Annotated in this window: 7 protein-coding genes and 1 pseudogene; all 8 read left to right on the plus strand. The window is 41.1% G+C overall.

Annotation, left to right across the window (positions count from 1 at the left end; genetic code table 11):
• The first annotated feature begins 48 nt into the window (after window positions 1-48).
• Window positions 49-1065, plus strand: a complete 1017-nt coding sequence (locus HT701_RS10575) for a glycosyltransferase family 2 protein (RefSeq protein WP_000771879.1) — start codon at window positions 49-51, stop codon at window positions 1063-1065.
• Between the two features lie 115 nt (window positions 1066-1180).
• Complete coding sequence (locus tag HT701_RS10580; protein ID WP_172931513.1) at window positions 1181-3424, plus strand: PavB family fibronectin-binding SSURE repeat adhesin; 2244 nt, start codon at window positions 1181-1183, stop codon at window positions 3422-3424.
• A gap of 166 nt (window positions 3425-3590) precedes the next feature.
• Entirely contained in the window at window positions 3591-4289 is a 699-nt protein-coding gene (locus HT701_RS10585; protein ID WP_000520643.1) for a response regulator transcription factor, read from the plus strand.
• Window positions 4286-5338 carry a HAMP domain-containing sensor histidine kinase gene (locus tag HT701_RS10590; RefSeq protein ID WP_101514402.1) on the plus strand — a complete coding sequence of 351 codons (1053 nt, stop codon included), beginning with the start codon at window positions 4286-4288 and terminating at the stop codon, window positions 5336-5338. Before HT701_RS10585 ends, HT701_RS10590 begins: the two co-directional genes overlap by 4 nt.
• Window positions 5339-5532: 194 nt before the next feature.
• Complete coding sequence (gene rpsD, locus HT701_RS10595) at window positions 5533-6144, plus strand: 30S ribosomal protein S4 (protein WP_000092760.1); 612 nt, start codon at window positions 5533-5535, stop codon at window positions 6142-6144.
• A gap of 162 nt (window positions 6145-6306) precedes the next feature.
• Window positions 6307-6594 carry a type II toxin-antitoxin system RelB/DinJ family antitoxin gene (locus HT701_RS10600; protein ID WP_023939238.1) on the plus strand — a complete coding sequence of 96 codons (288 nt, stop codon included), beginning with the start codon at window positions 6307-6309 and terminating at the stop codon, window positions 6592-6594.
• Window positions 6584-6931: a type II toxin-antitoxin system RelE/ParE family toxin gene (locus HT701_RS10605; protein ID WP_000395510.1), complete on the plus strand. Its 348-nt coding sequence runs from the start codon at window positions 6584-6586 to the stop codon at window positions 6929-6931. Before HT701_RS10600 ends, HT701_RS10605 begins: the two co-directional genes overlap by 11 nt.
• An 88-nt stretch (window positions 6932-7019) precedes the next feature.
• Window positions 7020-7231, plus strand: a pseudogene (locus HT701_RS11645) (IS3 family transposase); the annotation flags it as partial.
• Window positions 7232-7416: the final 185 nt, after the last annotated feature.

Consider the following 7416-nt stretch of genomic DNA (forward strand, 5'->3'; position numbering starts at 1 on the left):
TTTGATTTTCATTGAGTAAGAAAAATCAGTCCCCTAAAGGAGTAGATTATGAAGTTATTGTCTATCGCCATTCCTAGCTATAATGCTGCAGCCTATCTTCATTACTGTGTGGAGTCGCTAGTGATTGGTGGTGAGCAAGTTGAGATTTTGATTATCAATGATGGGTCTCAGGACCAGACTCAGGAAATCGCTGAGCGTTTAGCCGACAAGTATCCTAACATCGTTAGAGCCATTTATCAGGAAAATAAGGGCCATGGCGGTGCGGTCAATCGTGGCTTGGTAGAGGCTTCTGGGCGCTATTTTAAAGTAGTTGACAGTGATGACTGGGTGGATCCCCGTGCCTACTTGAAAACTCTTGAAACCTTGCAGGAACTTGAGAGTAAGGGTCAAGAGGTTGACGCCTTTGTGACTAATTTTGTTTACGAAAAGGAAGGTCAGTCTCGTAAGAAGAGTATGAGCTACGAGTCAGTCTTGCCTGTTCGGCAGATTTTTGGCTGGGACCAGGTCGGAAATTTCTCCAAAGGCCAGTATATCATGATGCACTCGCTGATTTATCGGACAGATTTGTTGCGTGCTAGCCAGTTCCAACTGCCTGAGCATACTTTTTATGTCGATAATCTCTTTGTCTTTACCCCTCTTCAGCAGGTCAAGACCATGTACTATCTGCCTGTCGATTTCTATCGTTATTTGATTGGGCGTGAGGACCAGTCTGTCAATGAGCAAGTGATGATTAAGCGCATTGACCAGCAACTTAAAGTCAATCGACTCTTGGTAGACCAGCTTGATTTATCCCAAGTGAGCCACCCCAAAATGCGAGAATATCTGCTGAATCATATCGAGATTACGACGGTGATTTCCAGTGCCCTGCTCAATCGAGCAGGTACAGCAGAGCATTTGGCAAAAAAACGGGAGCTGTGGACCTATATTCAGCAGGAAAATCCAGAGGTTTTTCAGGCTATCCGTAAGACCATGCTTAGCCGTTTGACCAAACATTCAGTCTTGCCAGCTCGCAAACTGTCCAATGTCGTCTATCAAATCACCAAATCTGTTTATGGATTTAATTGATATAAGTATTTTATAAGAGGGATTTAAGAAAAATTTTAACTTTTTCTTAGTCCTTTTTAATTTTAGGATATTATACTAGAGTCATCAAATAAAGAAAAACTCTAAGGAGAACCCTATGAAATTCAATCCAAATCAAAGATATACTCGTTGGTCTATTCGCCGTCTCAGTGTCGGTGTTGCCTCAGTTGTTGTGGCTAGTGGCTTCTTTGTCCTAGTTGGTCAGCCAAGTTCTGTACGTGCCGATGGGGTCAATCCGACCCCTGCTCAAGTTGTACCTGAAGAGACATCGGGAACGAAAGAGGGTGACTTAGCAGAAACTCAGGGAGATACTGTTCTTGCTCAAGCGAAACCTGAGGTCGTTGCTGGAAATACGAACTCACTTTCTACACCTACAGAAGTAACTGAAGTGAGCGAGGAGACAAGCCCTTCTCGTCTGGATACACTTTTTGAAAAAGGTGAAGAAGCTCAAGAAAATTCAGAGCTAGCAGATGTCTTAAAAGAAGCTGTAGATACAGCTGATGTGGATGGGAAACAAGCAAGTCCAGAAGATATTAAAAAAGCTGTCGATGAGGATGTTAAAGACAGTATCGATGTCCCAGCGGGCTATCTAGAACAAGCCAAAGCTTCCGGTCCTTTCTTGGCTGGTGTAAACAAACCGCTTAAATATGAACTTTTCGCAGGAGATGGTATGTTGACTCGTCTCTTGCTCAAAGCATCTGACAAGGCTCCATGGTCAGATAATGGTAAGGATAAAAATGAAAAAATTCCACCAGTGAAAAATTTACCTGATGGCAAGTATTACTATCAAGTATCTTTGAATGGTAACACTACAGGTAAGCAAGATCAGGATTTATTAGATACACTTCGTACTAATGGTACAAATACCTATGAAGCTACCCTGACTGTCTATGAAGCAGCCGGTGATAAACCAAATTTGAATAAGGTTGTCAAGGAACGTAAAGTCAATATTACCTTGAACGGTCTTGTAACAAGAAGCGATGTCAAATCTGCAGTTAAAAACAACATCAAAGACAGTATCGATGTTCCAGCAGCCTACCTAGAACAAGCCAAGGGTGACGGTCCATTCACAGCTGGTGTTAACCATGTGATTCCATACGAACTCTTCGCAGGTGATGGCATGTTGACTCGTCTCTTGCTTAAGGCATCTGACAAGGCTCCATGGTCAGATAACGGCGACGCTAAAAACCCAGCCCTATCTCCACTAGGCGAAAACGTGAAGACCAAAGGTCAATACTTCTATCAAGTAGCCTTGGACGGAAACGTGGCTGGCAAAGAAAAACAAGAACTCATCGACCAGTTCCGAGCAAACGGCACTAAAACCTACAGCGCTATAGTCAATGTCTATGGTAACAAAGATGGTAAAGCAGATTTGACAAATGTCGTAGCAACTAAACAAGTCACTATTAACATAAACGGTTTAATTTCTAAAGAAACAGTTCAAAAAGCCGTTGCAGACAACGTTAAAGACAGTATCGATGTTCCAGCAGCCTACCTAGAACAAGCCAAGGGTGACGGTCCATTCACAGCTGGTGTTAACCATGTGATTCCATACGAACTCTTCGCAGGTGATGGCATGTTGACTCGTCTCTTGCTTAAGGCATCTGACAAGGCTCCATGGTCAGATAACGGCGACGCTAAAAACCCAGCCCTATCTCCACTAGGCGAAAACGTGAAGACCAAAGGGCAATACTTCTATCAAGTAGCCTTGGACGGAAACGTGGCTGGCAAAGAAAAACAAGAACTCATTGACCAGTTCCGAGCAAACGGCACTAAAACCTACAGCGCTACAGTCAATGTCTATGGCAACAAAGATGGTAAAGCAGATTTGACAAATGTCGTAGCAGCTAAAAAAGTTACTATTAAGATAAATGTTAAAGAAACATCAGACACAGCAAATGCTTCATTCTCATCTTCTAACTCTGGTTCTGGCGTGACTCCGATGAATCACAATCCTGCTACAGGTGCGACTCATCAAACAGCTGCTGACCATAAGGACATGATGGCACCAGCCAAAGAGACTGATAAAGCAATGCCAGCAAATGACCAAATGGAAAAATCAGGTATGAAGACTGAGACTCCAGCTCCAAGTACTACAGATAGCATGCCTGCTGACACCATGACAAGCTCTACCAATACGATGGCAGGTGAAAATATGGCTGCTTCTGCTAACAAGATGTCAGACAAGATGATGTCAGACAAGATGATGTCAGATGATAAAGCTATGCTACCAAATACTGGTGAAGCTCAAACATCAATGGCAAGTATTGGTTTCCTTGGGCTTGCACTTGCAGGTTTACTCGGTGGTCTAGGTTTGAAAAACAAAAAAGAAGAAAACTAATCAGCTAAGGAAATAAATGATGGATAGTGGGCTGACTAAGGCTAGTTTACCAACTCAATCAGCTATCAGGACTTTCTTTCAATAGCAGATTAAAATCATCGTAAAACAATAAAAATAGTGTTATACTTAAAGCAGTATAGCACTGTTTTTATCAAAGGAGAGACAGATGGGAAAGACAATTTTACTCGTTGACGACGAGGTAGAAATCACAGATATTCATCAGAGATACTTAATTCAGGCAGGTTATCAGGTCTTGGTAGCCCATGATGGACTGGAAGCGTTAGAGCTGTTCAAGAAAAAACCGATTGATTTGATTATCACAGACGTCATGATGCCTCGGATGGATGGTTATGATTTAATCAGTGAGGTTCAATACTTATCACCAGAGCAGCCTTTCCTATTTATTACTGCTAAGACCAGTGAACAGGACAAGATTTACGGCCTGAGCTTGGGAGCAGATGATTTTATTGCTAAGCCTTTTAGCCCACGTGAGCTGGTTTTGCGTGTCCATAATATTTTGCGCCGCCTTCATCGTGGGGGCGAAACAGAGCTGATTTCCCTTGGCAATCTAAAAATGAATCATAGTAGCCATGAAGTTCAAATAGGAGAAGAAATGCTGGATTTAACTGTTAAATCATTTGAATTGCTGTGGATTTTAGCTAGCAATCCAGAGCGAGTTTTCTCCAAGACAGACCTCTATGAAAAAGTCTGGCAAGAAGACTATGTGGATGACACCAATACCTTGAATGTGCATATCCATGCTCTTCGACAGGAGTTGGCAAAATATAGTAGTGACCAAACGCCCACTATTAAGACAGTTTGGGGGTTGGGATATAAGATAGAGAAACCGAGAGGACAAACATGAAACTAAAAAGTTATATTTTGGTTGGATATATTATTTCAACCCTCTTAACCATTTTGGTTGTTTTTTGGGCTGTTCAAAAAATGCTGATTGCGAAAGGCGAGATTTACTTTTTGCTTGGGATGACCATCGTTGCCAGCCTTGTCGGTGCTGGGATTAGTCTCTTTCTCCTATCGCCGGTCTTTACGTCGTTGGGCAAACTCAAGGAGCATGCCAGGCGGGTAGCGGACAAGGATTTTCCTTCAAATTTGGAGGTTCAAGGCCCTTTAGAATTTCAACAATTAGGCCAAGCTTTTAATGAAATGTCCCATGATTTGCAGGCAAGCTTTGATTCCTTGGAAGAAAGCGAACGAGAAAAGGGCTTGATGATTGCCCAGTTGTCGCATGATATCAAGACTCCTATCACTTCAATCCAAGCGACGGTAGAAGGGATTTTGGATGGGGTTATCAAGGAGTCGGAGCAAGCTCATTATCTAGCAACCATTGGGCGTCAGACGGAAAGACTCAATAAACTGGTTGAAGAGTTGAATTTTTTGACTCTAAATACAGCTAGAAATCAGATGGAAACGACCAGCAAAGACAGCATTTTTCTGGATCAGCTCTTGATTGAGTGCATGAGTGAATTTCAGTTTTTGATTGAGCAGGAGAGAAGAGATGTCCACTTGCAGGTAATCCCAGAGTCTGCCCGGACTGAAGGAGATTATGCTAAGCTTTCTCGTATCTTGGTGAATCTGCTCAATAACGCTTTTAAATACTCTGCTCCAGGAACCAAGCTGGAAGTGGTGGCTAAGCTGGAGAAGAACCAGCTTTCAATCAGTGTGACCGATGAGGGGCAGGGCATTGCCCCAGAGGATTTGGAGAATATTTTCAAACGCCTTTATCGTGTCGAAACTTCGCGTAACATGAAAACAGGTGGGCATGGTCTTGGTCTTGCGATTGCGCGTGAATTGGCTCATCAATTGGGTGGGGAAATCACAGTCAGCAGCCAGTACGGTCTAGGAAGTACCTTTACCCTCCTTCTTAATCTCTCTGGTAGTGAAAATAAAGCCTAAAACCCCTTTACAAATCCAGCTATTCATGGTAAAATAGATTTTGTGTGAAATATCAGCAGGAAAGCATGAAGCTCGTCAACAGGTGTCTTATGATAAGTAACCTTGGCTGTTTAGGCGAAGGGCATCTGCACGAATCAGGGCTTTCTAAGTGACTATTTCCACCGAAATATTATTTATATCAGGAGGACATTCACATGTCACGTTATACAGGACCATCTTGGAAACAATCTCGTCGCCTTGGCCTTTCACTTACAGGTACAGGTAAAGAATTGGCACGTCGTAACTACGTACCAGGACAACACGGACCAAACAACCGTTCTAAATTGTCAGAATACGGTTTGCAATTGGCTGAAAAACAAAAACTTCGTTTCACTTACGGTGTAGGTGAAAAACAATTCCGTAACTTGTTCGTACAAGCTACAAAAATCAAAGGCGGAATCCTAGGTTTCAACTTCATGCTTCTTTTGGAACGTCGTTTAGATAACGTTGTTTACCGTCTTGGTCTTGCGACTACTCGTCGTCAAGCTCGTCAGTTCGTAAACCACGGTCACATCCTTGTTGACGGAAAACGCGTTGATATCCCATCATACCGCGTAACTCCAGGTCAAGTGATCTCAGTTCGTGAAAAATCATTGAAAGTTCCGGCAATCCTTGAAGCAGTAGAAGCTACTCTTGGACGTCCAGCATTCGTATCATTCGACGCTGAAAAATTGGAAGGTTCATTGACTCGCTTGCCAGAACGTGACGAAATCAACCCAGAAATCAACGAAGCACTTGTCGTTGAATTCTACAACAAAATGTTGTAATATTTTATTAAATAAGATAGGCTGTAAAGCCTTGAAATTAAGCACTTTGGGGCGTTTTCCCCTAGTGCTTTTTGATTTCTCTTAGTATCCAGCTATAATCGTCTATACGTAACTAGACCTGTATAGTTCAAAGTGATATAATAGTCTAAAGGAGGTGCTACCATGAATGTTTTAGAAAAAAACACACAGGTAAATTTTAAGACTAACAGAGACTTGTTAGAGAAAGCTAAAGCTATTATCACAGCGCAAAATCTTGATATGACAGCCAGTTTTAACTTGTTTTTAGAACATATTGTAGAAAATAAAGCCTTGCCATTTGAAACTCAAGTAGATAAAGAAAGAGAAGAACTTCTATCAGGGTTGCGTGCTGAAATTGCTCGTAGCTTTGAGGATTTAGAACATGGAAGAACTTACAGTCTTGATGAAGTGAGGGCTAACCTTGGAATTTAACGAGAAGGCATATAGCATCATTATCTCCGAAACGGTACAAGAACAGCTAAGAGGTATTAAAGATTATATCTCAGCTAACTACTTTTCAGAACAGGCAGGAGCAAACACAGTTAAGAATGTTCTTTATGGTTTGGAGCGTCTTGAAGTCTTCCCAGAAGCAGGATTTGATGCTGACGAAAGAGTAGGAGGGATTATATACCCACCCCACAAAACTCGATGCATCATTTTAGGAGATTACCTAGCATTCTATCATATTTTAGAGGACAGAAAAGCTGTCTTTGTATCAGATATTATTCATAGCAAACAGGACTACATCCGCTTGTTCAAGAAAAAATAGCGCCTATATATGAACTGCACCCCAAAAGTTAGATTTTTTCTGTCTAACTTTTGGGGTGCAGTTCAATTGGAATGTCCTTATTTTTATTATGGGATTGACAAATGAGGTTAAGGTTCAGATCTATGAACTTAGAAAGCAAGTACAAATCTTTAATCAGCTTTCAAAAAGATTTTGTGTAGATGTTTCGGGCTAAGGTATGTGACAAGATGAATTGATCGTTATGGAATAGAGAGTGTTAAAAATGGGAAGAATAGTTACTATTCCCCTGAATTAAAACAAGAAATAATCAATAAAAGCCTATATAATAACAAATGTATTAAAACTAAGAAAGACTTAGCTCAGTGTAATACAGAACCAAATCTTATAGATAAATTATTTGTCTAATTTTTTAGGAATTATATCTCTAAACAATATCATTTAACAATTAAATTGTTAGATCTAGCTTAAATTTCTGGTTTAATTCATTTATTGTATCACTATCATTA

Origin of the sequence: Streptococcus sp. 10824, from assembly GCF_013276595.1 — a bacterium.
Taxonomy (GTDB): domain Bacteria; phylum Bacillota; class Bacilli; order Lactobacillales; family Streptococcaceae; genus Streptococcus; species Streptococcus pseudopneumoniae.

Coding starts and splice junctions, on each gene's coding strand:
- HT701_RS10575 (WP_000771879.1), top strand. CDS start 49: ATGAAGTTATTGTCTATCGCCATTCCTAGCTATAATGCTGCAGCCTAT.
- HT701_RS10580 (WP_172931513.1), top strand. CDS start 1,181: ATGAAATTCAATCCAAATCAAAGATATACTCGTTGGTCTATTCGCCGT.
- HT701_RS10585 (WP_000520643.1), top strand. CDS start 3,591: ATGGGAAAGACAATTTTACTCGTTGACGACGAGGTAGAAATCACAGAT.
- HT701_RS10590 (WP_101514402.1), top strand. CDS start 4,286: ATGAAACTAAAAAGTTATATTTTGGTTGGATATATTATTTCAACCCTC.
- rpsD (WP_000092760.1), top strand. CDS start 5,533: ATGTCACGTTATACAGGACCATCTTGGAAACAATCTCGTCGCCTTGGC.
- HT701_RS10600 (WP_023939238.1), top strand. CDS start 6,307: ATGAATGTTTTAGAAAAAAACACACAGGTAAATTTTAAGACTAACAGA.